The sequence below is a fragment of the Sphingobacterium sp. xlx-130 genome (assembly GCF_011007405.1).
GTDB classification, from domain to species: domain Bacteria; phylum Bacteroidota; class Bacteroidia; order Sphingobacteriales; family Sphingobacteriaceae; genus Sphingobacterium; species Sphingobacterium luzhongxinii.
The window spans coordinates 186,839-211,692 of the sequence record NZ_WFKN01000004.1; the positions used below are offsets into that span (position 1 = coordinate 186,839).

Genomic DNA, 24,854 nt, shown 5'->3' on the forward strand with positions numbered 1-24,854 from the left:
TTTATTTTACGGTGTAACTTACTAAACCGTAGCTATCGCTGTATGAATCGTCATAAGTTGTTTTTTCGAAAATGATACCGATACCTTTGGCAAGCCAGGTTTCATAGGTGATTTTTTGGGTGTAGCCGGTTATACTGTTGTAAATTGTTTTTTTGAGTTCCGATTTTACAACATCTTTATACGTTTTTCCGTTGATGGTTGCGTTAGCGGCTTTTTCTAATATCCGGCCTTCATTATGGTGTGTGATTGTCCCGGAAGCTTGCCCGGTGATTTGGAGCGTTACTTCTTCTTTCCATACCTCGCCTACTTTCAGGTTGGTATTGATATAGGTTGCGGTCCCTGCTGAGGTGTTTATCCCCATTTGCGAAGTCGCGCCATGGAGTGAGATGAATACGCCATTATCTTCCCGGAAACCGTCATTTAACTCTACTTCGACAGTTGTTCCGACGGGTTTGAACTGGAAGTATGTTTTGCCTTCGTAGGTTAATGATTTGTGGATGATGTAGTCGGATTTGTCTTCAGGATCTTCGGGATTGACCAAATACCAAGCGTTTCCAACAGCATAAGGCCAGTAAGTCCCACTGACATAGCCCCCTTCGCCAGGAGTAGGTTCGGTATCGTAATTAGATTTACTGCAGGAACTGAATACAAATAGAAGTGCTGCTAGTGCGTAAAAGAGAGTGTTTTTCATCATGATTTTTAAAAATAGGTATATCTACCCACCTAGTTTAAATAGATAGAGATACGGATGTGCAAACGGAAAATGTTATTTGTTATCTAGTTCGTCTTTATGAGTTCGACGCGTCTATTTTTTGCTTTATTCTCTTCAGAATCATTGGCAACTAAAGGACGTTCTGCGCCAAAACCTTTTGCTAACAGTCGTGACTTATCAATACCATCTGCAACTAGTGTTTTTACTACAGATTCGGCTCGTGTTTGGGATAGCTTTTTATTATGTGTAGCATCACCGGTATTATCAGTATGACCCTCAACAGTGATTTTTAACGCTGCGTCTTTTTTTAACGCTGCGGCAATTTGATCTGTTACCTCTTTTCCATCTGTGGTGAGGTCTGCTTTATCTATATCAAAATTGATATAAAGAATGGATTTCCCTTTTTCGTTTAGATCTTTGGCAATTTCATCGGCCGTGACTTTGGTGATGGTTTGCTGAAATGCTTCTTCTTGTAAAACGTTGAGCGACGCCCCAGCGTTGTTTGACAGGTACTGTATGTAGATGTTTCCTTTGTCTTTTGTACGAAGCGCCCAGAACTTTATGTTTTGCCCTGCATAGCCTATATCACCTTCACCACCTTTATGTGGGTCTTGCTTGTTGTATCGGTCGTATTCTTCTTTGGTGATTTCGCCGTCAAATATCTTTACCGCCCCTACTGATTGCAGGTATTCCGCCATGCTCTTTTCGAAGAAGTGTTGCGAAAATTCTTCCCCACGTATAGGGGATACAAAGGTTTTATAAAGCTTGCCCTCAAAAGGGGTCATGACGCCATCTATAGGGAAGAAACAAACATCGAAAGGGCGTACTAAAGGCTTGTTCAATTCTTCTAATCCCTTTGGGAGATTGATGAATGGGAAGTCTCCGATAGCTGTTGTGGTGACTGGGATATTCGAAATATCGAAAGCTGTGGCCGCTTTTTCGTTGTTCGCGGGTTCGCTACTTGTTGCTGTATTGTTCAGACTGTCTTGGTTATTGTCTTGTTCCCCTTGTTTGGGCGAATTGTTACACGCAATCATCAATGCAGCTGAAGCGAATAATAATGTCGTCTTTTTCATTGATCTTTGTTTTTAAATACTGACTGATCTTTGTGGATTAATCATGTTAAAATACATAGAATTATCTTCTTTTACAAAAATAGTTTACCATGCAATGATTTGAAATACCTATAATCAGGGGTTTTTATCCTCCTGATTATAGGAGGGTCACAGCAGGTCTTCTTTTACGATAAGCATAAGCAGTTCAGATGTGTTTTTGACTTTAAACTTCTGAAGTAGGTTTTTTCTATAGGTATCGACGGTGAATTTACTCAAGAAAAGTTCCTCAGCAATAGATACTGTAGTCTTACCTTGCGCGAGTAACATAATTAGCTGTTTTTCTCTTTTGGTGAGGGCGGGCAATGTTTTTGTCTGCACGGGGGTGGTGAGTATGCGCATGACCTCCGGATCCATAACGACCTGTCCTTGTAGAGCATCCTGTATGCTGGATATTATTTTTTCGGAAGCGGCGCTTTTTAACAGAAAGCCGGAGGCGCCGTTATCAAACATCTTCCGTATGATGCTTTGCTCGACCTGGTTACTAAGTGCTATAATCTTGATGGTGGGATATTTCGCATGAATCTTTTTACAAATATCGAGTCCGTCAGCATCTGGCAGACTGATATCTAATAGGATGATATCAATGTCTTTTTTTTCTTCCATAAAGGAATAAAAAGCTGTCACATTGTTAAAAGCGGTTACTTTTATTTGTTCATTGTGATTTATGAGAAGGGATTTTATCCCTTCTAGAACTATGGGGTGGTCATCCAAAAGGACGATATTGATGCGCTTAACTGACATGTATTTGGATATTAATAGTAGTGCCCTGTCCTGGTTGACTGTCGATGTGATATTCACCTTGCATATAATTTACCCTATGTTGGATATTTGTAAGTCCTAGGCCGGGTGTCTTTAGTGTTTTTTGTAGTGCAAATCCTTGCCCATCATCTTCGACTGTAAGTAATATGGTTTTACCATTTTGAAGACATTGTACAATGATGTTTTTGGCTTTTCCGTGCCTTTGTGCATTGACTAAGAGTTCTTGTACGATGCGATAAATGTTGGTTTGTATCGCCTTGGAGATAGAAACTGACAAATCTGAAGATTGATATTCAATGGATGTCTCTTTCGATGAGAAGGCAACACAAAGATCTCGTAATGCATTGTCTAATCCATTGCAAAGTAAGCTTTCGGGAACCATATTGCGCGCTATATGACGTACCTCGGCAATGGTTTCTCCTAATTGAAGTATAGCTCGATTTACTATTGGGTCGGTGGATTGTGCTTTTGATTGAGAAAGCTGTATTCGGATGCCTGCTAATGTACCACCTAGACTATCATGTAGATCGCGCCCTATGCGTTGACGTTCTGTTTCTTCACCTTCTAACAGAGCTTTCGTGATTTCTAATTTGTTGTCGGTTTCTAATTGTTGTATACGATTTGCATTGATTTTTTGCTTGCTCTTGTAAATATATACGATGAATCCCAATAGTGTCAATAGCAGAACGGCCGCCGCAGTAAAGAGCCCGGTTAAGATACGCTGGTTTTTTAGACGTAATCTGGTTTCGTTTTGCTCAGCCTTCAAATGTTGAATAGCGGCGTCTTTCTCTTGTGTGCGGAGTTGGACTTCTAGGTTAGAAGTCTGTGTCGCTATCTGGTCTTTACTGACGGAGTCTCGGTGCTTGATATAGCGCTTCCAGTAGTGTGTGGCTTGTTTGTGGTCACCTATTTGTTCATAAGCCAATGCATAGGTCGGTAGTAGTTCGCTTAGGTCTACAGCTCCGAATTTGTCCGGATTGATGTGTATACTGTCTATAGGGTGGCTTTTTTTTAGCAGTTTTAAAGCACCTTGTTTGTCGCCCATGCCTGCACGGGCTTTGTATCGTTGAAAGTGAAGGTTGAGTAGATAACGTGGCGGTACCCCCTTGGTGTTAGATAGGGTGTGATTGATCAACTTTTCTGCCTTTTGATAGTTCCCGTTTTGTATGAGATGCATGGCCTCGAATGAGGTGATGCGTAGTTTCTGGGCCAAATCGGGCTGTATAAGTAATAGCTCTTTGGCTCTACGGATGCTAGAATCTGCCTTTGGACTTCTCTCTAATATATTATAGACATTGGCCAAGGAACCTAAGGTATGAATGTGGTTGTACAACAGGTTTTGCTCTTTGGGCTGGATAGATTCGTATAGTGCTACGGCCTTTTCTAGGTAGGGGACAGCTTCGTTGTACATGTTTTGATTGAAAAAGGAGCGTCCCATCTCCAGGGCAATCTCTGCGTCATATGTTGGGTTCTTGAGTTTCTGGGCGAGTGGTATGATATCTCTTTGCAGCATCGCTATCGCTTTGTCCGCGTGGGGTTGATTGATAAGCCACCTAACCCGATTTATAGCTACCCGATAGGTATAATCCCAGCTATCTGGATTGTTATGTTTACGAAATAGGGCAAGGATAGCATTTACTTCTTGTTCATCTTTGTAAGATGGGATAGACTGATAGCGGTATATGGCGTTTAAGTATTCGTTGCCTCTGGATAGGGTATTGCCTTGTTGGAGGTACTTTAAACCACGTGTTGAGTCTATGTTTATCCATATTTTGGATAGGCGAAAAGCTGCTCTTGCTCGTATGCTATCTGTTTTTCCTTCCTTTAGAATGATTAATAAGCTGTCATTCTTCGATTGATCAGGAGATTGAATCTGGGGTAAAACCTTGATGCTGAGTATAGTGAGAAATAGAAAATAAAATAATCTTTTCATGTTTTACGCTAGGTGCTTGGACGAGATGTCAAAGATGCATAATAAATAGGTAAATCGGAAGATCCTATATTCAGGGGGGCTTTTAAATTTTTGATATCGAGGATTAGTGGTAAATAAGTTGTATATTAGGTAGGTAACCTTAGATTTTCCTAAAGTATATAGATATGAGGAGAATACACTTCCTATTTTTTTTGCTACTGATTAGTACCTCGATTTTGCTTTCCGCTTGTAAATATGGCCGTTTTGTATGGCACAATTTTGCAGATCTAAACGATTATAAAATTTTCCCGAACCGGGAATTAAAAGCTTCAGCGACTCCATTTGTATTCCATCGTGCCGTTGTGGAGGTGCATCCTGCAAATACCAAATATCAGGATGTGGAGATGTCTTTTGATAATTTTTTAAAGGAGACTAAATCCGTTGCTTTCTTAATTATCCGTAACGATAGCATTCTGTACGAGCGATATTTCGATAAGTATGAGGAAACGTCCATAGTACCGTCATTTTCGATGGCCAAATCAGTTACTTCTATGCTTGTCGGATGTGCTATCCAAGATGGCTTGATAAGTTCTGTGCAGGATCCTGTCAGTAAATATGTGCCGGAGATGGCCAAGAATGGATTTGATAAGGTGACGATAGCGCACGTCCTACAGATGACCTCAGGTATCAAATTTAACGAAGGGTATTACAATCCGTTTGGTGAGGTAGCTTCATTTTATTATGGTACAAACCTGCGTAAAGATACGGAAAAGCTGAAGGTTGAAACTGAACCGGGGACACACTTTGCTTATGCAAGTGGCAATACACAGATATTGGGCTTGGTGTTGGAGCGCGTGCTTAATGGTAAGACGATCACGGAATATCTGAATGAGAAGATCTGGATACCTATCGGAATGGAATATGATGCTTCGTGGAGTATTGACAGAAGAGAGAATGGGATCGAGAAGACATTTTGTTGCCTGAATGCTCGCGCACGAGATTTTGCTAAGTTGGGACGCCTGTATCTTCACAAAGGGAATTGGGAAGGCCAACAGCTGGTACCTGAAAACTGGGTAAGAGAGTCAACCAAAGTGGACAGCACTGCAGGTAGCTACAAACGGTATCAATATCAGTGGTGGTTACCTACGGAAGACGGTGATTTTGCCGCGAAAGGTATCTTAGGGCAGTATATTTATGTGAATCCCGATAAAAACCTAGTTATTGTACGTTTGGGGCATAAAGTGAGTACGAATTGGTTTAGGGAGTTTGTCCGATTGGCCAAAGCGTATTAAATGTTGTAGCTTTCTAATCTGAGTTCAATTAATGCAGAAGCTGTCCATCTTCTAAAAGTCGCTTTAGCAGATTGGCAATAGTATTTGGAGGCACTTCCGTTATATCGATACGGTACATCGACGAGTTTAACTTCGCTTAACTCTACTTTGTTTCGGTTTTTGCGTACTTTTTTTGGAAAAAAGTATGAGCCCGTCCGGCTTGAGGGTAAATAATAAAATGCCGTTGATAATCATTGAAATAATTAATAATCGAGCTGTGGTTTCTAATCTTTTGTTATTGTATTCCGAATGTTTAGGAATGTGCAGCTATTGGCTATAGTTAGCGCCCGCAAATAGAAGGATACTAACTATAGCTGTAATATCTTTCTTTATTAAGCTTCGTCGCCTGTATAAAATAGAATAATCTCCTCTATTGCACGACTACAAACCGGACAAAAGTCTTTGGGTTTATTGGCCTTCATTCTGCAATCGTGTGATGGAATGTACAATCCATTTCCTTTTAAACCTTCGAAAGCGCCTATTTCAACGGTTCCTAACAAACTTTCAGGGGTAGGGATTGGTGTGTTTTTAGAAATCATATCAGCCCATTTGCTCTGGAAGTCAGCTAATGAAGTGTTGTTCTTTTCCCAAGGTTCTATCTTTTCAACGGCCTTGTTTTCAAATACATCTACTGCATAGAAATATTCATCGGCCAATCCTGCAAAGCTATGACCAAATTCGTGAACGACCACTGGTGCGAATTGTTCATTTTTAGTTGTGGTAAGAGCGTAAGAATTCAATATTCCACCACCACCATATACGTCAGTATTTGCCAGAATGATAATGTGTTGGTAAGGTATGTTTTCTAATAAGTTATGTAATAGTTTGGTGTGCGAAGTCGTCAGGTATCTTTCTGCGTAAAAAGTGTCAAAATTAGATTGGACAGCGGTAGACCGCCATAAACCTTTTGAAGGTACACTCACGTTGGAGTCTTTGGAAGGCGATTTTACAGCAACAATTTCGAATGAATTTTTGTATTTCTTAAAGATTTTATGCTGGAATAAGCTTTGAACAGTTTTATGTGCATAATCCATGAATTCGCTCATCTCTGCTTCCTGATAGCCTTCTGCTACTATGGCAATTTTTATCGGGTTAGCAACGGATGCGCTATGGATTACTTCATAAGGCGTGTCATTTTTGGAGGCTTTCTTAATTAGAATGTCGGTCGGATCTATATGATGTGTCGAGAGGATAGTTTCTTTGTGCTGCGCGTCAAAGAAGGAGACCTGAACCTTGGCTTTTGCTTTTGGATAAGGAATTAAATAAGAGTTTTCAAAACTTTTAGTCGTTTGGTTGGATTCCTCTTGGGTCAGCCATTCCTGGAACAGGCTGCTGAAGGGCAGGACGTAAATCAGTTTGTCCGTTGCTGCATCGTATACTTTTATCTGACCATTGCCCTGAATGGGTGTTGTACTGAGGTTGCCTTTTCTACCGTCCCATCGGTTCAATTGTACCAAATCAGCTAAATATACATGTTGGTCGGTGCTATTTCCTGCGAAAATATAATCTAATCTTAATGTTTTTTCGATGAAATAATCATCAAATTGTTGAGCCTTTGCCGAAATATAGGATAGAGAAATAGTACATACGAGTACGAGCTTAATTACTGCTTTATGTAAAGTCATTCTGATATATTGATTGTTTATTTACGCTTAATCTGTTCTGCTTTGGACAAAAATAGGGGTTTACTTTTGTTTCTTGCTTATTGTTTCAAAAGTCTTTAACTTTCGTCGATAAAATAAAACAGCATTTAATAACCTAAGCAGTACATCGATGATTATTACTAAAATAGAAATATACAGGTTAAACATTCCTATGGAGCCTTTTGTTATTGCAACAGGTACGATGGATTATGCCCAAAATACTTTTGTACGGGTCTATACCGATGCCGGCATCTACGGAGTCGGCGAATGTTCGGCATTTCCGATGATTGTTGGAGAAACACAGAATACCTGTATTGCGGTAGCGCAGGATTTTGCTAAGATTTGGAAAGGAAAAGATGCGTTGGCTTTGGAGGACCGTCTGGCGGAGCTGCATCTGTATATCGCAGGTAATGCTACGATAAAATCTGCTTTTGACATGGCGCTGTATGATATCGCTGCTAAGCATGCTGGGCTACCTCTATATCGTTTTTTGGGAGGGGAGAAACGTGAAATCACTACGGATATCACGCTGGGGATAGCGTCGGCAGAGGAGATGGGAGAGAAGGCATTAAAACTAAAAGAAGGCGGGGCTTTTGCGCTGAAGATAAAACTGGGTAAGAAACCTGTTGATGATATCGCTCGGATTAAGGCTATCCGCAAGGCGGTGGGTTTTGATTTGCCGATCCGTATTGATGCTAATCAAGGTTGGTCTTATGAGGGAGCTGTGGAGGCATTGCAGGGATTGGAAGCGTACAAAATCCAATTCTGTGAGCAACCAATGCGCACGTATAATGATCACTTGTTGCCTGAATTGCGTACCCAAACTATTGTCCCTGTAATGGCCGATGAGTCGGTGTACACACATCGTGATGCCGAACGCTTATGTAAAGCGGATGCCTGTGATTATATTAATATCAAATTTTCAAAGTCTTCGGGTATATACGAAGCGCTTAAAATACAGGCGGTGGCCGCAGAATATGAAGTGCCTTGTATGATCGGTGGTATGTTGGAGTCGAGGCTCGCCTTGGCTGCTAAGGTTCATTTTGCTTATGCAGCACCGAATGTGAAGTTTTATGATCTGGACACCTGTATGGTTGGACATCTCGAAGATCCTGTGGAAGGAGGTGTCCAATACAAAGGCTACCATATAGCAGTTTCAGAAGAGGCTGGTATCGGAGCAGATATCAAGCAGGAGTTTTTGGATAAATGTGAAAAGTGGGTGATTTGAGGTGAAGAAAGTTAACAAGTGAACAGGTTATCGAGTTAACAAGCCAACTGGATAACAAGATAACTAGGTAACTCGATAACAATAAAACATGAACAATACAACTTGGAGTATAGGAATGTCAGAGATTGTAATTCTCCTGATTATGGTGCTTATCTTGATAGGGGCATTTTTCTTTGTGATGAAACTTATCCGAAGGAAATAGCTTTTTTATCATTTGTTAAAAAATAGTTTCCCTCCACGGCTTTGCAGGTACTGGAGGGGCTAAAATAAATTATATTCAGTACCTTTGCTGGACTTGTTAAAACACGATAAAAGATGAGTACACAAAAAGGGCCTATCAGCCAATTTATTGAGCACAATTACCGTCATTTCAATGCAGCAGCTTTAGTAGATGCAGCAAAAGGTTATGAAACACACCTATTAGAAGGAGGAAAGATGTTGGTCTCCTTGGGAGGTGCAATGTCAACTGCAGAGTTAGGTGTATCCCTAGCCGAGATGATTCGTCAAGATAAAGTACATATTATCTCTTGTACAGGTGCCAACCTGGAAGAGGATGTCATGAACTTGGTGGCACACTCGCACTACAAGCGTATTCCCAATTGGAGAGATTTGACTCCAGAGCAAGAACGCGAATTGTTGGATACACACTTCAACCGTGTTACGGATACTTGTATCCCTGAAGAAGAGGCTTTCCGTCGTCTTCAAAAGCACTTGGAAGATGTATGGCATGCTGCTGAAGATAAAGGCGAGCGCTACCTGCCGCACGAATTCTTGTACCAAGTGGTAAATTCGGGCGTATTGGAGCAATATTATGAAATTGACCCTAAAGATTCTTGGATTGTTGCAGCTGCTGAAAAGAATTTACCAATCGTATGTCCAGGATGGGAAGACTCTACTACGGGTAATATCTTTGCATCTAATGTAATCAAAGGTAACTTGAAAGCTTCTACCGTAAAATCGGGTATCGAGTATATGATTTACCTGACCGAATGGTACCGTGCTAATTCGGAGGGCAAAGGTGTAGGTTTCTTCCAGATCGCTGGTGGTATCTCTGGTGACTTCCCTATCTGTGTCGTACCGATGATGTATCAGGATTTAGAATGGACTGATGTTCCTTTCTGGTCGTACTTCTGTCAGATTTCAGATTCTACTACGTCTTATGGTTCATATTCTGGTGCTGTTCCAAATGAGAAAATCACTTGGGGTAAGCTTGATGTCGATACCCCTAAGTATATGATCGAGTCGGATGCAACTATCGTGGCGCCATTGATTTTTGCTTATATTTTAGGACAATAGAATTGAGGGGCTAGTTGCCGTCATTCCGACCGGAGCGGAGGAATCTATGGACTTGATGTCTGTTGGATATACATATAAGTCGTTAGATCCCTCTGTTCCGCTTCGCTACAATCGGGATGACGCCGCTATCTCTTTTATCTCTCATCTCATATTTATAAAATGAACAACCTCCTTACAGATAGCCCAGTCGCACTACAGGCTTTAATGTCGGAAACAATATTTTCGACAGGTTTTTCTGTAGATAGTGTGTTATCAGCGCGACAAGCAGAGACTGAAATGGTCGCTTTTGATAGTTCATCTGAAGAGTTCGTCTTTCAGGGTGATAAAAGCACAGGTGTACTATTTATACTTCGTTATCCAGAATTTCCTTATTTTTCACCTCAGGCCGAAGAGGCTTTTGTAAAGACGATAGGAGCTTTGCAACTGACACCGAATAATGTTGCGGTAGTAAATTTGGCTAATCCCCAAAATCCGAATGAGTTCAAGAAGATTATGGAGTTCTTTAAGCCTACTAAGATTACCCTCTTGGGCGTAGAACCTGCTTCTTTGAAATTACCGGAAATAGCGCACAACTCATACATGCGCGGTAAGATTGCTACGGTTTTCAATACATTCTCTTTTGAGGAGATGTTTGCTGATATCGAGAAGAAAAAGCTCTTTTGGGGAGAGTTTAAGACCTTTATTAATGGTTAATTGTTATCCAGTTAACGAGTTATCCTGTTAACTAGATCACATGTTCATAAGATCACATCATAAAAATATGTTAGAATTAGTTTTTGCTACGAATAATACCCACAAGCTTGAAGAAGTACAGGCGATGGTTGGGAGTAAGTTTTTGTTGAGATCGTTGTCTGATATTGGTTGTGTGGATGATATTCCTGAAACAGGTATAACGTTCCAAGAGAATGCGCAGCAAAAGACGGATTACTTGGTACAGCGTTTTAATGTAAGCTGTTTCGGCGATGATTCTGGATTAGAAATAGACGCGTTTGATGGCGAACCAGGCGTATATTCGGCGCGTTATTCGGGGACTCGCGATATGGAGCAGAATATAGATCTAGTGCTGGAACGTTTGAAAGGAACTAAGTCTAGAACGGCTAGATTCAGAACCGTCATTTCGCTTTTCTTAGCGGGAAAACAATACTTTTTTGAAGGTGCTATCGAAGGACGTATCATCGAAGAGCGTCGGGGAGATGGCGGATTTGGTTACGATCCTATATTTATACCAAATGGTTACTCACGTACGTTTGCCGAAATGTCGGCTGCCGAAAAGAACTTAATCAGTCATCGTTCGATAGCGGTGTCCGAAATGGTCGAGTTTTTAAAAGGGTTTTAACATAAAACAAGGCTGTCTAAAGAAACAAAAACTACTGTCATTTGGACTGTGTTGTAGCGGAATGAGTCATTAATTTGAATGCTTTCTGAGAAAAGTAAATTTTAAGCAAAAGCCGTACACTTTAAAACATGTCGCCTAAGAAGTTTTTGGCGATTGCAGGTGGATGCACTATCATACTGCCAAAAGGTTCAAGCGACGATTTTTGGTTACTTTTGTGTAAAAGTAACATGCTCTGCGCCGGCATAGAGGCGCAAAGAACTAGTCTCCTTCTTTTTTCGATTCTTCTTTTTCGGGCACATCTTCTAAATCCTCTTTGATACTTTCCTTGGATTTTTCTTTACCCTTTGTGTCCTCTTCTTTACCCTCCTCAGCTTTTGGTAACTCTCTTTTTCTGTTTAAAAGATCTTCTTTTGAGGTAGGCCTATCCTGTGGTCGCCAGATGAAGCCGGGTAATATTTCATTCTCTTGGGTTACTAGTTTGAATGGATATACTTTTTGGTCTACTTTATGAATAGTTTTATAATCGATAAGTTTCTTGTTCTCCATCTTGACTTTAATCCGTCCCCCGCGATCGTGGAACATTTCTGTGATCGTTTTCGTTTTGTCGTTTTCGGAAAAAACTAGGTTTTCTGCATTTCCATCCACAAACAATTGATCTATGCTGTTATTTGCAAAGAAAGCTGTGATTTTACGGCCTTTCAATTGGTTGAATTTGACAGAGTCCAATACAGCGTTAACCATAAAAGCATTGTCTTTTAAGAGGGCATTGTCCAGCTGTTGATTGACAATCTGCATAAATATGGTGTCTGCAGAGATTTGGGATCCTTGTGACCAAATCATTGGTCTCCCCATAAACCGGAACATCGAGTCTTGCATACCGTAGTAAACGGAATCGGCCACAGCCTGCAAGTCGGATTTAAATAACCTGACGTTGTAATATGCCCGTACTATTCGGGTTTTCGCAGTGTCGCTTTGAGCTTTGGGTAGGCTGTCTGTCTTGTTGATTACGGTATCGGGACTTTGAGCGATTCGCAGTGCGTTGTTGATCAGTGTGTCAGCCTGATTGGCTATAGGTACCACAGCCTTTTGTCGTAATACGGAATCTGCTTTGAGTGTACTGCCTATATTTTGTCGGTCGCCAATTCGATTTGGAATTCCCTGAGCAGGTTTGTTTTTTGCAGGAGCGGTCGTTTTGACGGTATCCTTTTTTATTAATGGTTTACTGGAAGCAATCTCTTTTTCTACGATTGGCTTTAACGTGTTTTCAATATCACTTTGTACACTATCCTTTTGATTAGTTAGCGTAGAATCCGATACTCCGTCATTTTCATCACCATAGTCTATCTCTTCATCCACCTCCATTTTACCGCCATCACGACTTAGGTTGAGCTCTAAAGGTTTATAGTCTTTTACAAGAATCATTTGGGAGAAAAGCGTGTCAGCTGTCATGTATACCGAGTCCATCTTGGACTCTCGTGTGCTACTATCTCGAACGGAACGCACAGGAGGTAATTCCGTATTCTTATTGTCTTTTTCTTCTGTATTAGAAATTTCCGTCTTTGTTTCTGTCTTGCTTTCCTTCGTCGTTTTTTCTTTTTCAACTACCTTCGGTTCAGTTGATGTCGCGGTACTATCCGATTCGGGTGTAGGACTATCTTCTTTAACGACGGTGATGATATAAGGCTTGTCCGTCATTCGAATAGATTCTTCAGATTGGGTATACAGCCCCTGTCCACCGAAAGCATAGAATTTGTCTGTGGTATCTACAAATACAACGTTTCTGAAAGCTTCGCCGACTCCTTTTGCGCGTTCGTAATGTAAACTGTCACCTTTGAGAAATTTAGATCCCTCCGTGTAAAGGTTATTTTTATTGAAATCAGCGATACCTGTCCCCGTATTGTAAGTGCCACGTTCGGTATACAGGTTTTCATTATTGCCTTTTTGGCTACTAACTGGTTTAATATTGGTAGGGCCAAAAAAGTACGTCATCTTACTTTGTGAATTGTAACGCATGGTGTCGGTATATACCTTCACGTTCTGACTGCGTACAACTACTTTGTGCCTGAAATAGGCATCCGATGTGAGTTCAAAGTAATAGGCGTTTTTTGAGGTTATGGTGTCTCCTTGAGAGATGATCCGTCCACCGCCGGTATAAGTGCCCACTTTTGAGCGCATGTTGTAGGTAAGATGGTTGGTCGTTAATGTCGATCCTTTGTCTACCATCTTGACATTGCCGGTCAGTAGGGCATGTTGTGCTGCTGCGTCGTAATGTAGGTAATCGGAGTAAATAACAGTGCCCGATGGTTGTGTAATGACTACGTTGCCAAAAGCTTCAAAGAACTGTCTTTTTATTTCATCCTCATAGATGTAACCACTGTCTGCGGATAGGGTATTGCCCTTATGCTCGTAAACCGGGATGTAGAATACCATGTGTCCCGTCTTAGCATTGATTCGCCCGCTATTGGACGATACAAGATTCAGACGATCGTTTCCTCCCTGTTGAGTCTTCGTGCCACCAATAGGTGTTTGCCCAAATGCGGATGCAATGGTTAGGATAAAAGTTAAAGTTAGAAGCCAATTTCTCACGAAGGCAAAAATATGGATTTTAATAGCAAAAAAATGTTAATTGAGTGAAATTTAATGCTAAATAAAATTAAAGATTTTTGGTTAAGTTTGGGGTATGGATATCGATGCTTGTTTTAGTGCGTATGTGGAAGATTATAAGTTGTTTACAAGAGCGGATAAAGTGCTTGTGGCGGTGAGCGGCGGGCGGGATTCTATGTTATTGTTGACGCTGCTTCACCGGTATGGGGTAGAGATGGAACTGGTACATTGTAATTTTCAATTACGTAATGAGGAATCAGACGGAGACGAAGCATTGGTCCTTAAATACGCTGCCCAGCTTGGGATCAAAACACATGTTCGACGTTTTGATACGATAGCTTATGCCAAAAAGCATAAGATGTCGATACAAATGGCCGCACGGGAGCTTCGTTACGATTGGTTCGAGAAGGTAAGGGAGGAACGGGCATGCAAGTATATTGCTATAGCTCAACACAAAAATGATCACGTAGAAACCGTGTTGTTGAATCTGTCTCGTGGCACTGGATTGTTGGGGATGCAGGGGATACTACCAAAGCGAGGTAGACTATTGCGCCCCTTGTTATTTATGACGAGCAAGGAGGTATTGGAGGCTGTCAACATATTGGAAATCCCTTACCGGGATGATTCTTCCAATTTTTCTAATAAATACGCCCGAAATAAGATACGTCTCGATATTATCCCGCAGTTTGAACAGTTAAGCCCTGACTTTATCCAGGTTATGGAAGATAATATCGTGCGGTTTCAGGAATCACAACGCGTCCTGCAGTATTTTGTAGAGCAGAAAAGGAAAGAGCTTTTGGTGAAAGTCGGGCCTAATGAATGGGAGATTGCAAAAGAATCAATCCGAGGACAGGATCTAGCGCTGTTGTACTTTCTTCTTGAACCGTTTGGTTTCTCAAAAAATGTCCTAGTCGACCTTGTACAGTCTTTAGATAAGGAGTCAGGACGTATTTTCGAATCGGATAGTTATCAATTGCTCTTGGACAGAACTAAACTGAGACTTCGATATAACCGCTATGAAGAAGAGGTGGCGCAGCTAAATGCAGATCAAGAGAATTTGATCTGGCGAAATTACAGTTTTATGGTGTCTACTTCTCAAGATCTGTCCATTGATAGGGATGCTTCGGTAGCGTTATTAGATTATGATAAGTTGGTCTTTCCGTTAAAAGTCAGATCTTGGCAGGAAGGTGATATTTTTCAGCCATTGGGGATGGAAGGAAAAAAGAAGGTGTCAGATTTTTTAATACAAAAAAAGATTAATTTATTTGATAAAAGAGAGGTTCCTATCTGGTTCAACGGTAATGGAGAATTGATATGGATTGCTAATTATCAAATAGACAATCGCTATAAGATTACCGAAAATACGCAAAAAGTCCTTAAATTAGTTTGCAATATTAGTAGATATGAAATATCCATGTAGCGCAGACTGCACAAACACGAATGAATATAGTTTGGATATTCCATATGACAGATGAAAATCAAACCGAGCTTGCGAGCTCACGAAGTAATTATATACATATGAATACAAATAGTTTATTTGTTGAACGTCAGTACCTGGGTAGAGATATGACATGGATTAGTGTTCGGATGGTATTAGCTTTGTTTTGTTTTATAGTATATTACTTGAATATGGATCACTTGGCTTCACGGCAGTTGTTCTTTATCGTAGGTAGTTGCATTATTGTGGTGTCCATAATCATGATGTACCTCGTGCACTATAAAACTGCAGTGACAACGAATAATATTACACTGAGCGGGTTGTGGACAACAAGTCTGGTGAAGATTGATCTCTCTTCGCTGGTTAATGTTGAAAAGAAACCGTATAGCAATTTTGTTTTCAATAATCCCGTGTACAATTTGCACAAGAATGGGAAGATACGGTTTTATGCCGGAGGGAAGGATGCTGTGTGGCTTACAGACAGGGATGGACTTGTTTATATAATTGGTACGCACAAGCAAGAGGAACTCTATAATGCAATCGTCAAAGCCAAAAAGGAATCTTAATAAATGTTAAGATTTTCAGTCTGACACTTCTTTGACCTTCTCTGGAACTGAATTTGTTATTTTTACGCTATTAAAAGTTATAATTGGTGGAGTAGAGCTACAGGATTACAGTTATGGGCGCAATGATATTGCGCGTGATGGCAAATTTATGTAGGTTTGAATAAATAGAATTAGAAAGAAATGGGTTTATTATATTTTATATTATTTGTTGTTGCTTTTTATTACATCTTTAAGTTTTCGATGCGTTTGTTATTGCCGTTTGCAATGCGCAAGTTGACCGAACGAATGATGAAGAAAGCTCAACAACAGGGACAAGGACAATATAATTACGGAGGTGCAGGTAATCCCTTTGGTTCAGGTAATCCTTTTGGCAATACTGATCAACAGCAATCCTATAAAAAGCAGGGTGCAAAGGATGGGAAGGTAACTGTCGATTATGTTCCTGCTCAAGATCCGAAACGTAAAGGCACGGCTACAGCAGGCGAGTTTATCGATTTTGAAGAAGTGAAGTAGATGTGGCTAAAGCAAATTTCGCTGTTAAATTTTAAGAATTATACGGAATCCACATTAAACTTTCTACCTGAAGTAAATGCCTTTACTGGAAAAAATGGTGCAGGTAAGACTAATTTATTAGACGCCATACATTATCTTTCTTTATGTAAGTCCTATTTCAATCCTATAGATTCGCAGCATATAAAGAAAGGGGAAGACTGGTTTATTGTGCAAGGGGAGTTCGAGCGGGATGAAAGAACCGACGCTATTTCGTGTAGTCTGAAGCGTAACCAAAAAAAGCAATTCAAAAAGAATAAAAAGGACTATCCAAGACTTGCCGATCATATCGGCCAGTTCCCGTTAGTGATGATATCACCTAGCGATAGCGAGATCATTACCGAGGGTAGTGAAGAGCGAAGAAAATTCGTGGATAATGTTATTTCTCAAACTGACAATCGTTATTTGGATACGTTGATATTGTACAATAAAGTGCTTCTTCAAAGGAATATGTTATTGAAGAGTATCAAAGAACGTGGTGTTTTTGATGTAGGACTTCTCGAAGTGCTCAATATGCAACTGGTTGAGGTTGGAGAAAGAATATATGCGCGTAGAAAACGCTTTATGGAAGAGTTTAGCCCAGCTTTTCAACGCCATTATACCTATCTCACGGATGAAGCCGAAGAGGTTGCATTGGTTTATGAATCTCCATTGCATGAGAAGGACTTTCTGACACTGTTAAATTCTAGTTTAGAAAAAGATAGGGTATTAGAGCGTACTACACAAGGTGTACATAAAGACGATTTACTCTTTACTATACATGGAGAAATGTCTCTTAAGAAATTCGGGTCACAAGGGCAGCAGAAATCTTTTCTCATAGCCCTTAAACTGGCCCAATATAGCTTTCTTCAAGAACAGAAACAGTTCTGCCCTTTATTATTGCTGGATGATATTTTTGATAAGCTAGACGATAAACGTACTAAGAAGCTTATGCAGATGGTTTCGAATGATGAATTTGGACAGATTTTTATCACGGATACCAACGCTGTCAGAATTCGTGAAATATTTGATGAAATCGCTCAGCCAATACGTATCTTTGATATAGAAGGAGGACAGGTTCATGTATAAGAAGAAATTTGACGAAATACCGACGCGTGACGATATTAGTATGAAGCAGGCGGTTGAAAAATGGTTAGAAGTATACCGTTTGCGTCGAAAATTTGATGAATCATCTGTAGCTTCCTTTTGGGGAGAGATAATAGGCCCCTATATAGAAAAACGTACTCAAAAGATCTTTGTTAAGGATAAGAAGTTGTTTGTTAAGGTAGAATCTGCTGTCGTAAAGCATGAACTGACATTGATGCGGAGACAGGTTATTGGTCGTATCAATGAACACGCGGGTCAGGTTCTTATCGAGGAGCTAGTTATTTTGTAAGAATGGTTATCAAGTGGCCAGGGGCACTCGATAACTACATAACCCGATAACATGTTTACAACCTAATAATGCAATTTAAGTATTACGCTGCGGCACTTTTTTCATTTATCGTTTGGGGAATGTTTAGTTTAGTGCTACGTCCATTAAGTGCCTATGCCTCGTTAGATATTCTATTGTATCGTATTCTTTTTGCCACCGGAGCAATTCTTCTGATTAGTTTTTTGTTTCGACCGAAGGTTACGAAAGAAAATATAAAGATTATTCGCGCATTATCACATCGCGAAAGAAGGTCGGTGTTTTTGCACGTATTTTGTAGCGCAGTGATGCTGTCGCTCAATTGGTTTTTGTTTATCTATGTGATGAATAATGTCAGTGTGAATGCTACTTCATTGGCCTATCTCATTTGTCCTATTATTACGACGGTGTTGGCTAGTGTGTTTTTAAAAGAACAATTGAATCGCGGACAATGGTTAGCAGTGGGACTTAGTGTGTTAGCTTGTCTGATGTTGGCCTATGGAAATTTTATGGATATGATTTATAGTGTCGTTATCGCATTCACCTATGCCACATACCTCGTTTTGCAAAAGCGGAATAATAGGCTGGACAAATTTTTCACGTTGAACTTACACATTATTGTAACATCTATTTTGTTGACTCCGATGCTTTATATTTTGCCAGAAGGTGTTACGTACGGAATGGATTTTTATGGGTACGTATTGTTGATAGCCTTGTTATTTACGATTATCCCTTTGTTTCTGAATATGTATGCATTGAAAGGTTTAGATTCATCTGTAGTTGGGATACTGCTCTATATAAACCCTACGATAGCGTTTCTATTGGCTATTTTTTATTTTAAGGAGGAAATTAATCTCGTTCAGATTATGGCTTATGGTTTGATTTTTCTTGCGGTAATCATCTTTAATGTAGCTTATCTCCGGCAGTATCATCGGTCGAGAAAACAAGAGATCTTAGCTGCTGGATGATGAAAATAGAAAGCCGATTACGGGAAATTTTTGATCTTCCCTCCAAGCAGATTCAGGAGATTAGTCGGTATTTTGTAGAAGAACGTTTCGAAAAAGGACAGATTTTTCTTGATCAGGGACAGCGTGCAGAGCGATTGAGTTTTATAGCATCAGGGATATTTAGAGTATTTGCCCAGACAGAGGCGAGAGAGGTGACACAATGGATTGGAGGGGAAGGATACTTTATTACAGATTTATCCTCCTTTCTGTTTGATCAATCCTCGCGTTGGCAGATTCAGGCATTAACCGATGCCCGTGTGTTTTCTCTTCGAAAGAGTGATTATAGACGTTTTGAAGTATTGGTGCCTCATTGGAACATCCTGGAAAAGCGTTTTATCGCAAAATGCTTCATGGTGCTTGAGAACCGTGTATTTGACTTTATATCACTTTCAGCCGAAGATCGCTATATGCAATATTTTGAACAACATAAAGAGTTTTTCAACCAAGTCCCATTGCAATATATTGCTTCTGTATTGGGGATGACCCCAGAAACTCTTAGCCGTATTCGAGCCAAGCTGGCTGTAGGTAATTCTTGATAAATGTCAAGAGCATTGTTACTATCCCATGGTAACTTTGTACAATGAAACGAAAGCTAGAAACTACAATTTTAATTAATGCCCCCATAACAGCAGTGTGGTTGGTTCTGTCCGATTTCGCTAAATATCCAAGTTGGAGTCCTACGGTACAGTACTTCGAAGGGAAGCCTAAAGTAGGGGAACGCACTAAAGTTCTGTTGAAACAACCTAACGGTATGCAGATCAAAATGAACCCTATATTCTTAAGTATAGATCAAGATCGAGAGTTGCGTTGGAAAGGTAGACTTTGGATGAACGGAATCTTTGATGGCGAGCATTATTTTCTTTTAAAATCTTTACCGAATGGACAGACCAAGTTGATCCAAGGTGAGTTGTTTTCGGGAATTTTAATTCCGTTCTTAAAAAAAATGATTGATGGGGAGACTAAAAATGGATTTACACTGTTTAATCAAGCGTTGAAAGATCGAGTTGAGAAGTTTGTATCGGAGATTTAGGGCGGATACCTATAGGTACAGCTCTAGGTCTCCTTTGCCCTCACGTATGACTTCAAACTCGCCTTCGGTCAAGTCGACTACGGTAGAAGCTACATTGTCTCCATAGCCGCCGTCGATTACTAAATCAACGAGGTCTTGGTATTTTTCATAGATCAATTCTGGATCTGTAGAATATTCGATTATATCGTCTTCATCGTGGATGGAAGCTGTTACTATTGGATTTCCCAGCTGTTTTACGATCTCGCGGACAATATTATTGTCTGGTACGCGGATACCCACTGTCTTTTTCTTTGAACTCAATAGCTTAGGGACCTGTCCACTCGCATTGAATATGAACGTAAAGGGGCCAGGTAGTGCTTTTTTGAGCACACGGAAGACTGTCGTATCGAAGGGTTTAGTATATTGCGAGATATCGGTAAGGTCGTAACAGATAAAAGACAGGTTGGCCTTGTCGGTTTTTAGCCCCCGTATTTGACAAACGCGCTCGATTGCCTTTTGATTCGTAATATCACAACCTATACCATACACCGTATCTGTCGGGTAGATGATTACACCTCCTTTTTTCAAGATATCGACCGCCTGATCTATATATTTAGTATTGGGTTTGTCTTCGTATATTTTTAATAGCATTTTTCGTTCGTTAGTATATTGCGTTTTTGGATAGTTTGACGTATCGCCTCTCTTTTAAAATAACAACAGCCAAAATAATTTGTTTTGGCTGTTGTTATTTTATTAAAACTCCGCGTTCTTCGGTGTGCGGGGAAATGGAATTACATCTCTTATGTTTGTCATTCCTGTGGTAAATAAGACTAGACGCTCAAAACCGACACCGAAGCCTGAGTGAGGGACTGATCCGAAGCGACGTGTATCCAAAAACCATTCCATCTCTTCCGCTTCGATGCCGACTTCGGACATACGCGTTAAAAGTTTCTCTAGGTTTTCCTCACGTTGCGATCCTCCAACCATCTCTCCGATACCGGGGAAAAGGATATCCATAGCACGTACGGTGTGACGACCTTCAGCATCCGGTTGGTTTTGCTTCATGTAGAAAGACTTGATTTCTCTAGGGTAGTCCGTGAGAATCACAGGTTTCTTAAAATGCTTTTCTACGAGGTAACGTTCGTGTTCCGATTGAAGATCAGCTCCCCAACCTTCAATAAGATACTTAAACTGTTTCTTTTGGTTGGGTTTGCTGCGCTGCAATATTTCTACGGCTTCTGTATAAGTTAGACGTTCAAATTTATTTTCCAAGACGAAATTTAACTTTTCAACAAGATTTAATTCAGAACGTTCTGCTTGTGGTTTGGACTTCTCCTCTTCCAACAATCTGTTCTTTAAAAATTCGATCTCGTCAGGACATTGTTCTAACGCATGTTTGATTACATATTTCAATAGATCCTCAGCGAGGTCCATATTGTCTTCCAATTCATAGAAAGCCATTTCAGGCTCAATCATCCAAAACTCGGCTAAATGCCGGGTTGTATTGGAGTTCTCTGCACGGAAAGTCGGTCCGAAAGTATAGATATTTCCAAATGCTAAAGCTGCAAGCTCTCCTTCCAACTGACCGGATACAGTTAGGTTTGTAGCTTTACCAAAAAAGTCCTCTTTGAAATCGACCTTGCCATCTTCCGTCAACGGAGGGTTGGTAGGATCTAAGGTAGTCACTCTAAACATATCACCGGCTCCTTCTGCATCCGATCCCGTAATAATAGGGGAGTGGAAGTATACAAAATCGCGTTCTTGAAAGAACTTATGGACCGCGAAAGATAGCGCATTACGAACTTTGAAGATTGCGTTGAATGTACCTGTACGTACACGTAAATGTGCGATTTCGCGAAGAAACTCTAAACTATGCTTTTTAGGTTGTAACGGATACTTCTCCGGATCAGATTCTCCGATTACCGAAACTTCTGTCGCTTTAACTTCTACACGTTGTCCCTTTCCTTGAGATTCAATAAGATTACCTTTCACACGAACAGCAGCACCAGTATTGATTTTCTTGAGAATCTCATCTGCTGTGTTTTCGAAATCAACTACGGCTTGGATATTATTTATGGATGAACCGTCGTTAATGGCTATAAATTGGTTGTTACGAAATGTTCTAACCCAGCCTTTGACAATAACTTCTTTTCCAAAATCTTCCGATTGTAATAATTCTTTAATTCGTGTGTGTTCCATTTTTTTTAAGGAAATTTTTTCTTTTTATTCTAGTGCAAAAATAGAATATATTATTGGCTAATTGTTAACAAAAGCGCAAAATGTTAATGCTTCTGACTTTTATCAACGTAGGCTCTGTATAAATTCAGGGATTTTTTTCAAATAATCTTTATCAGCTAACAATTTGACAAAAGCGGTACCTACTATTGCGCCATTGGCGTAGGTGGTAGCTTTTCTGAAGGTCTCCTGATTAGAAATCCCGAAACCGATGATAAAGGGATTGTCCAGATCCATATCCTTGATGCGTTTGAAGTAGCTCTCGGCTTGATCTTTTACTTCAAGGTTTTTACCGGTTGTCGAGTTGGAGGACAAGAGATAGATGAAGCTACTGGACAATTTGTCTATTTTACGGATGCGTTGTTCCGAAGTCTGTGGAGTCACTAAAAAGATGTTACTGATACCATTTTCTTCAAATGTACTTTTGTACAGTTCCTCATATTCATACATAGGAAGGTCCGGTATGATCGTCCCATTGACGCCCACTTCTTTACATGCTCTGCAGAAATTCTCTACCCCAAATTGAATCACAGGGTTGACGTAGCCCATGAGAAAAACGGGGATGGATACGTGTTTGCGTAGATCTTTTAGCTGGTCGAAGAGTACATGTAAATTCATGCCATTTTTTAAGGCCTCTTCTGAACTATGTTGTATGGTAGGACCATCGGCGACAGGGTCGGAGTAGGGAAAGCCTATCTCTAGAAAATCGACTCCAGCCTCTTCGAGTGCTTTGGCGATCTGTACTGTACTATCTAATGTGGGATAACCAGCTGTAAAATATATAGATAATAGTCCGTTTGCGTGTTTGTTGAGTTGCATGTTGTTATAGTTTGTTAACATGTTATCTTGTGATCTTGTTATCGAGGAGTCTTCGTAACTTGTTAACTCGATAATTTGTTCACAGGATAACTAATACTACAAATTAAAATACTTCATATAGTTGTCTAAATCTTTATCTCCTCGGCCTGATAGACAGATGACGACCGTTTCATCCCCCTTGAATGTCATCTTTTCAAGATAGGCTAGGGCATGCGAGCTTTCAATCGCAGGTATAATTCCTTCTAGTTGGGTTAAACGTAAACCTGCTTGCATAGCCTCGTCATCGGTGATGGAGACATATTCGCCGCGACCTGACTTAAACAACCAAGCATGTTGAGGACCAATGCCCGGATAGTCAAGCCCTGCCGAGATGGAATAAGGTTCTACCACCTGTCCGTCTGCAGTTTGCATCAGGATAGAGCGACTCCCGTGGAGTACACCTTCTTTTCCTAGAGCTGTGGTGGCAGCTGTCTCGCCCGAATTGACACCATGACCGGCTGCTTCTACCGCGATAAGACGAACAGCCTCTTCATCCACAAAATTATAAAACATACCAGCCGCATTAGAACCGCCTCCCACGCATGCCATTACGATATCAGGGGTTTCTTGTCCTGTTTTTTCCAAGAGCTGTTTTCTTGTCTCGGCGGATATAATCGACTGAAAACGTGCCACCATATCAGGATAAGGGTGCGGACCAACTACAGAACCGATAATATAATGTGTATCTACGGGATTATTTATCCAGTCTCGCAATGCCTCATTCGTCGCGTCTTTAAGCGTTTGGCTGCCAGAGGTAGCAGCCACCACCGTAGCTCCCATCATTTTCATCCGTGCTACGTTGGGGGCTTGGCGTTCAATATCTATTGCTCCCATATAAACCACACACTCTAGCCCTTTTAATGCACATACCGTCGCTGTTGCTACTCCATGTTGTCCAGCGCCTGTTTCTGCGATAATTCTTTTTTTTCCCAGTCGTTGTGCCAATAAGATCTGACCGATGGTATTGTTTATTTTGTGCGCTCCCGTGTGATTTAGATCTTCTCTTTTTAAAAAGATTGTTGTACCATAACGGTCTGATAATCGTTTGGCGTGGTAAAGCGGAGAGGGCCGGCCCACATAATCTTTTAACAGCTGCTCAAATTCAGCTTTAAATGAAGGGTCGTTCATAATCTGTAAATATTGCTGCTCCAGTTCCTCTACATTTGGATACAGCATCTCCGGAATATATGCTCCGCCAAATGGTCCGTAATATCCCCTATTGTCTACCTGATATTTGCTCATGATGTATAATTGATAATGCTTGTGTTACTGTTTTTATGTCTTTTAAACCAGGCTCCAATTCAAATTTAGAGTTTAAATCTAACGCATACAGCCTGTCGTCTTCTATTGTTATTGCTTGTTCTAGATTGTCCAATCCCAGACCTCCACTCAAAAAGTAAGGCTTGGAATAAGGATAATTCATTAACTGCTGCCAGCTAAAAGTCTGCCCCGTACCTCCATGTTGGGTGCTCTTGGTATCGAATAGAAAAAAATCCACATGGTCAAGGTATCTTTCTAAAACAGACCAGTCGAATGCATCGTCGATCCCGAAGGCCTTGATAATCTCTAGTCCGGCTTGTTTTAAAGACGCACAGAGTTCAGCTGTCTCGTTACCATGCAGCTGTATACAGGTAATGCCATATGTGTCGACCTTATCTATTATCACAGGGTATGTATCATTGACAAATACTCCTACTTTTTTTATATTTTCTGGAATAGCCTTCCGGATACCATCCTGAACAAATCGCGGTGATTTTGCGTAAAAGATAAAACCGATATAGTCTATAGGCAGACGGACGAGCTGCTGTATATTATCCAGATCCCGCATTCCGCAAACTTTTATTTTAACGTTGTTCATGTTTGTTA

The 24,854-nt window shown here is 40.5% G+C and carries 24 protein-coding genes; 13 read left to right on the plus strand and 11 right to left on the minus strand.

Features of this window, described 5'->3' with window-relative positions; genetic code table 11:
• Position 1: 1 nt before the first annotated feature.
• The 4 genes from G7B18_RS06880 to G7B18_RS06895 form a co-directional block, all read right to left on the minus strand.
• Positions 2-694 (minus strand): hypothetical protein, encoded by a 693-nt coding sequence (locus tag G7B18_RS06880; RefSeq protein ID WP_164122251.1) that lies wholly within the window; start codon positions 692-694, stop codon positions 2-4.
• 83 nt (positions 695-777) lie between these two features.
• A complete protein-coding gene (locus G7B18_RS06885; protein ID WP_164108890.1) occupies positions 778-1,788 on the minus strand; it encodes an OmpA family protein in 1,011 nt (336 codons plus the stop codon).
• 147 nt (positions 1,789-1,935) lie between these two features.
• Positions 1,936-2,568, minus strand: coding sequence for a response regulator (locus tag G7B18_RS06890; protein WP_164108889.1), 633 nt, complete (start codon positions 2,566-2,568; stop codon positions 1,936-1,938).
• Complete coding sequence (locus G7B18_RS06895; protein WP_164108888.1) at positions 2,558-4,519, minus strand: ATP-binding protein; 1,962 nt, start codon at positions 4,517-4,519, stop codon at positions 2,558-2,560. The genes G7B18_RS06890 and G7B18_RS06895 overlap by 11 nt, the downstream gene beginning before the upstream one ends.
• A 164-nt stretch (positions 4,520-4,683) precedes the next feature.
• On the opposite strand from G7B18_RS06895, the gene G7B18_RS06900 reads away from it, so the two are divergent.
• Complete coding sequence (locus G7B18_RS06900; protein ID WP_164122252.1) at positions 4,684-5,790, plus strand: serine hydrolase domain-containing protein; 1,107 nt, start codon at positions 4,684-4,686, stop codon at positions 5,788-5,790.
• A 371-nt stretch (positions 5,791-6,161) separates the two neighbouring features.
• On the opposite strand, the gene G7B18_RS06905 is transcribed toward G7B18_RS06900, so the two are convergent.
• Positions 6,162-7,454 (minus strand): M64 family metallopeptidase, encoded by a 1,293-nt coding sequence (locus G7B18_RS06905; RefSeq protein ID WP_164122253.1) that lies wholly within the window; start codon positions 7,452-7,454, stop codon positions 6,162-6,164.
• A 148-nt stretch (positions 7,455-7,602) separates the two neighbouring features.
• Between G7B18_RS06905 and G7B18_RS06910 the strand changes: the two genes are divergently transcribed.
• The 4 genes from G7B18_RS06910 (at position 7,603) to rdgB (ending at position 11,332) form a co-directional block, all read left to right on the plus strand.
• The gene (locus G7B18_RS06910; RefSeq protein ID WP_164122254.1) at positions 7,603-8,700 is read left to right on the plus strand and encodes a mandelate racemase/muconate lactonizing enzyme family protein; all 1,098 of its coding nucleotides are present in this window, start codon (positions 7,603-7,605) and stop codon (positions 8,698-8,700) included.
• A 315-nt stretch (positions 8,701-9,015) separates the two neighbouring features.
• Entirely contained in the window at positions 9,016-9,996 is a 981-nt protein-coding gene (locus G7B18_RS06915) for a deoxyhypusine synthase family protein (RefSeq protein ID WP_164122255.1), read from the plus strand.
• A gap of 159 nt (positions 9,997-10,155) precedes the next feature.
• Entirely contained in the window at positions 10,156-10,689 is a 534-nt protein-coding gene (locus tag G7B18_RS06920; RefSeq protein WP_164108883.1) for a hypothetical protein, read from the plus strand.
• Between the two features lie 67 nt (positions 10,690-10,756).
• Entirely contained in the window at positions 10,757-11,332 is a 576-nt protein-coding gene (gene rdgB / locus G7B18_RS06925) for an RdgB/HAM1 family non-canonical purine NTP pyrophosphatase (RefSeq protein ID WP_164122256.1), read from the plus strand.
• Positions 11,333-11,590: 258 nt separating this feature from the next.
• Here the strand turns inward: rdgB and G7B18_RS06930 are convergent, their stop codons facing one another.
• The gene (locus tag G7B18_RS06930) at positions 11,591-13,918 is read right to left on the minus strand and encodes an OstA-like protein (RefSeq protein ID WP_240452789.1); all 2,328 of its coding nucleotides are present in this window, start codon (positions 13,916-13,918) and stop codon (positions 11,591-11,593) included.
• A gap of 94 nt (positions 13,919-14,012) precedes the next feature.
• Between G7B18_RS06930 and tilS the strand changes: the two genes are divergently transcribed.
• The 8 genes from tilS to G7B18_RS06970 all read left to right on the plus strand — a co-directional run bounded on the left by tilS (position 14,013) and on the right by G7B18_RS06970 (position 19,916).
• Positions 14,013-15,356 (plus strand): tRNA lysidine(34) synthetase TilS, encoded by a 1,344-nt coding sequence (tilS, locus tag G7B18_RS06935; protein ID WP_164108881.1) that lies wholly within the window; start codon positions 14,013-14,015, stop codon positions 15,354-15,356.
• A 98-nt stretch (positions 15,357-15,454) separates the two neighbouring features.
• Positions 15,455-15,940, plus strand: coding sequence for a hypothetical protein (locus tag G7B18_RS06940; RefSeq protein WP_164108880.1), 486 nt, complete (start codon positions 15,455-15,457; stop codon positions 15,938-15,940).
• A 180-nt stretch (positions 15,941-16,120) separates the two neighbouring features.
• The gene (locus G7B18_RS06945) at positions 16,121-16,453 is read left to right on the plus strand and encodes a DUF4834 family protein (RefSeq protein WP_164108879.1); all 333 of its coding nucleotides are present in this window, start codon (positions 16,121-16,123) and stop codon (positions 16,451-16,453) included.
• Positions 16,454-17,557 (plus strand): DNA replication/repair protein RecF, encoded by a 1,104-nt coding sequence (recF, locus tag G7B18_RS06950; RefSeq protein ID WP_164108878.1) that lies wholly within the window; start codon positions 16,454-16,456, stop codon positions 17,555-17,557.
• A complete protein-coding gene (locus G7B18_RS06955; protein ID WP_079641095.1) occupies positions 17,550-17,864 on the plus strand; it encodes a DUF721 domain-containing protein in 315 nt (104 codons plus the stop codon). The genes recF and G7B18_RS06955 overlap by 8 nt, the downstream gene beginning before the upstream one ends.
• A 68-nt stretch (positions 17,865-17,932) precedes the next feature.
• On the plus strand, positions 17,933-18,847 hold the full coding sequence (locus tag G7B18_RS06960) for an EamA family transporter (RefSeq protein WP_205600170.1): 915 nt from the start codon (positions 17,933-17,935) through the stop codon (positions 18,845-18,847).
• Positions 18,844-19,422, plus strand: a complete 579-nt coding sequence (locus tag G7B18_RS06965; protein WP_164108877.1) for a Crp/Fnr family transcriptional regulator — start codon at positions 18,844-18,846, stop codon at positions 19,420-19,422. Before G7B18_RS06960 ends, G7B18_RS06965 begins: the two co-directional genes overlap by 4 nt.
• A gap of 44 nt (positions 19,423-19,466) precedes the next feature.
• Positions 19,467-19,916, plus strand: coding sequence for an SRPBCC domain-containing protein (locus G7B18_RS06970; protein ID WP_164108876.1), 450 nt, complete (start codon positions 19,467-19,469; stop codon positions 19,914-19,916).
• Between the two features lie 9 nt (positions 19,917-19,925).
• Here the strand turns inward: G7B18_RS06970 and G7B18_RS06975 are convergent, their stop codons facing one another.
• The 5 genes from G7B18_RS06975 to G7B18_RS06995 form a co-directional block, all read right to left on the minus strand.
• A complete protein-coding gene (locus tag G7B18_RS06975; RefSeq protein ID WP_079641099.1) occupies positions 19,926-20,546 on the minus strand; it encodes an L-threonylcarbamoyladenylate synthase in 621 nt (206 codons plus the stop codon).
• A gap of 102 nt (positions 20,547-20,648) precedes the next feature.
• Positions 20,649-22,094, minus strand: a complete 1,446-nt coding sequence (gene asnS, locus G7B18_RS06980) for an asparagine--tRNA ligase (RefSeq protein WP_164122257.1) — start codon at positions 22,092-22,094, stop codon at positions 20,649-20,651.
• A 102-nt stretch (positions 22,095-22,196) separates the two neighbouring features.
• On the minus strand, positions 22,197-22,949 hold the full coding sequence (gene trpA / locus G7B18_RS06985) for a tryptophan synthase subunit alpha (RefSeq protein ID WP_164109100.1): 753 nt from the start codon (positions 22,947-22,949) through the stop codon (positions 22,197-22,199).
• Between the two features lie 96 nt (positions 22,950-23,045).
• On the minus strand, positions 23,046-24,230 hold the full coding sequence (gene trpB / locus G7B18_RS06990) for a tryptophan synthase subunit beta (protein ID WP_164122258.1): 1,185 nt from the start codon (positions 24,228-24,230) through the stop codon (positions 23,046-23,048).
• Positions 24,205-24,846 (minus strand): phosphoribosylanthranilate isomerase, encoded by a 642-nt coding sequence (locus G7B18_RS06995; protein ID WP_164108873.1) that lies wholly within the window; start codon positions 24,844-24,846, stop codon positions 24,205-24,207. The genes trpB and G7B18_RS06995 overlap by 26 nt, the downstream gene beginning before the upstream one ends.
• Positions 24,847-24,854 lie beyond the last annotated feature (8 nt).

Bases quoted from the DNA above. Each gene is read 5' to 3' on its own strand.
- rdgB (WP_164122256.1), top strand. From the start codon at position 10,757: ATGTTAGAATTAGTTTTTGCTACGAATAATACCCACAAGCTTGAAGAA.
- G7B18_RS06995 (WP_164108873.1), bottom strand. From the start codon at position 24,846: ATGAACAACGTTAAAATAAAAGTTTGCGGAATGCGGGATCTGGATAAT.
- G7B18_RS06905 (WP_164122253.1), bottom strand. From the start codon at position 7,454: ATGACTTTACATAAAGCAGTAATTAAGCTCGTACTCGTATGTACTATT.
- recF (WP_164108878.1), top strand. From the start codon at position 16,454: ATGTGGCTAAAGCAAATTTCGCTGTTAAATTTTAAGAATTATACGGAA.
- trpB (WP_164122258.1), bottom strand. From the start codon at position 24,230: ATGAGCAAATATCAGGTAGACAATAGGGGATATTACGGACCATTTGGC.
- G7B18_RS06915 (WP_164122255.1), top strand. From the start codon at position 9,016: ATGAGTACACAAAAAGGGCCTATCAGCCAATTTATTGAGCACAATTAC.
- G7B18_RS06910 (WP_164122254.1), top strand. From the start codon at position 7,603: ATGATTATTACTAAAATAGAAATATACAGGTTAAACATTCCTATGGAG.
- G7B18_RS06955 (WP_079641095.1), top strand. From the start codon at position 17,550: ATGTATAAGAAGAAATTTGACGAAATACCGACGCGTGACGATATTAGT.
- trpA (WP_164109100.1), bottom strand. From the start codon at position 22,949: ATGCAACTCAACAAACACGCAAACGGACTATTATCTATATATTTTACA.
- G7B18_RS06975 (WP_079641099.1), bottom strand. From the start codon at position 20,546: ATGCTATTAAAAATATACGAAGACAAACCCAATACTAAATATATAGAT.
- G7B18_RS06885 (WP_164108890.1), bottom strand. From the start codon at position 1,788: ATGAAAAAGACGACATTATTATTCGCTTCAGCTGCATTGATGATTGCG.
- G7B18_RS06890 (WP_164108889.1), bottom strand. From the start codon at position 2,568: ATGTCAGTTAAGCGCATCAATATCGTCCTTTTGGATGACCACCCCATA.
- G7B18_RS06900 (WP_164122252.1), top strand. From the start codon at position 4,684: ATGAGGAGAATACACTTCCTATTTTTTTTGCTACTGATTAGTACCTCG.
- G7B18_RS06880 (WP_164122251.1), bottom strand. From the start codon at position 694: ATGATGAAAAACACTCTCTTTTACGCACTAGCAGCACTTCTATTTGTA.
- G7B18_RS06920 (WP_164108883.1), top strand. From the start codon at position 10,156: ATGAACAACCTCCTTACAGATAGCCCAGTCGCACTACAGGCTTTAATG.
- G7B18_RS06960 (WP_205600170.1), top strand. From the start codon at position 17,933: ATGCAATTTAAGTATTACGCTGCGGCACTTTTTTCATTTATCGTTTGG.
- asnS (WP_164122257.1), bottom strand. From the start codon at position 22,094: ATGGAACACACACGAATTAAAGAATTATTACAATCGGAAGATTTTGGA.
- G7B18_RS06965 (WP_164108877.1), top strand. From the start codon at position 18,844: ATGATGAAAATAGAAAGCCGATTACGGGAAATTTTTGATCTTCCCTCC.
- G7B18_RS06895 (WP_164108888.1), bottom strand. From the start codon at position 4,519: ATGAAAAGATTATTTTATTTTCTATTTCTCACTATACTCAGCATCAAG.
- G7B18_RS06970 (WP_164108876.1), top strand. From the start codon at position 19,467: ATGAAACGAAAGCTAGAAACTACAATTTTAATTAATGCCCCCATAACA.
- G7B18_RS06940 (WP_164108880.1), top strand. From the start codon at position 15,455: ATGAATACAAATAGTTTATTTGTTGAACGTCAGTACCTGGGTAGAGAT.
- G7B18_RS06945 (WP_164108879.1), top strand. From the start codon at position 16,121: ATGGGTTTATTATATTTTATATTATTTGTTGTTGCTTTTTATTACATC.
- tilS (WP_164108881.1), top strand. From the start codon at position 14,013: ATGGATATCGATGCTTGTTTTAGTGCGTATGTGGAAGATTATAAGTTG.